The sequence below is a fragment of the Lyngbya aestuarii BL J genome (genome assembly GCF_000478195.2).
GTDB lineage: Bacteria > Cyanobacteriota > Cyanobacteriia > Cyanobacteriales > Microcoleaceae > Capilliphycus > Capilliphycus aestuarii.
Map to the genome: position 1 here is coordinate 1 of NZ_AUZM01000240.1, position 1084 is coordinate 1084.

The 1084-nt window shown below is 38.7% G+C and carries 1 protein-coding gene and 1 pseudogene; both read right to left on the reverse strand.

Going from position 1 to position 1084, the window contains the following annotated elements; translation table 11 throughout:
* Positions 1 to 597: CO2 hydration protein (locus tag M595_RS27790; protein WP_023068075.1), on the reverse strand; the 597-nt coding region annotated here is incomplete at its 3' end.
* A gap of 96 nt (positions 598 to 693) precedes the next feature.
* Positions 694 to 1084, reverse strand: a pseudogene (locus M595_RS27795) (NAD(P)H-quinone oxidoreductase subunit D4); the annotation flags it as partial.

Genomic DNA, 1084 nt, shown 5'->3' on the forward strand with positions numbered 1-1084 from the left:
TAAACCCTTTAAAATATGCTCAACAACTTGGGGAATCGATTGAATTTCTCCGCGATCATAACGATCAGAAAGTTCGATAAACATATCACTCATCACTCGCCAAAATTGACCTAACGCACTGTAATAACACAGTTGACGAATGTGTTCTGTGAGAAAATCAGGAAAGAGTTTATTGAGTCCTAAAATTAACAGATTATTCTTAAATCTCCCTTGAATAGCTTGGTTTGCACGCTGTTGAAATTCGGGAGAATCTAAGTAAGCATCTAGCCCACCGCCCCCATGCCACAGCATCGCTTTCATGCAATATTCTGCATATTCGTAGTTAATCCGATCATGTCCCCAATGTTGTAGCAATTTTGACAGCGTAAATTCTCCATTGAAATATTTAAAAAAGGGAAAGAATACCAAGAATTGATGGTTGGCAATGTAAATTAGATTACGAGAGTACGCATCTAAAACCACACCATAACTTTTAAGAATACCAACAACTTCGACTACATTTTCCGGGTAGTCAGACAGAAGGGCATCACCTGTTTGCAGTCGTTGGATGTATTCTTCGAGGGGATGTGAAATAGGTTGAGATGTGGTACTGGTCATAAGCTGGTTTTCCGTTGTTTGTTCGTTGTTAATTGTTTGTCGTTATGATGACAAGCTTTTAGAGGGCTGAACCTCAAAACTTTTGAATCCAGTCCTCTATTTTAATATTTTAAATTGATTGGTTTGGGAAGCCTTAGCAACCGTCGCCGAAAGACTCACTAAAGCCGTTGTTGTACTTTCACTTAAGTTAATCATCAAACTCGGTTGAATCCCCAAAATTGTGATAATAATTGCCAAAGCAATAGCAGGAATTCGATCGCGCCATTGAACTGGCGGTAAATTCACCACCCAATCAGATAAACGTCCAAAAAACACCCGGTTAATCAGAATTAGGAAATACACGGAAGTTAAACCCGTTCCAATCATGCACAATAAAGTTTGTACTGGAAAAACGGCAATACTACCGCGAAACACAATAAATTCAGAAATAAATCCAACTAAACCCGGAATTCCTGAACTCGCCATTACTGCTAATATCATTAAACTG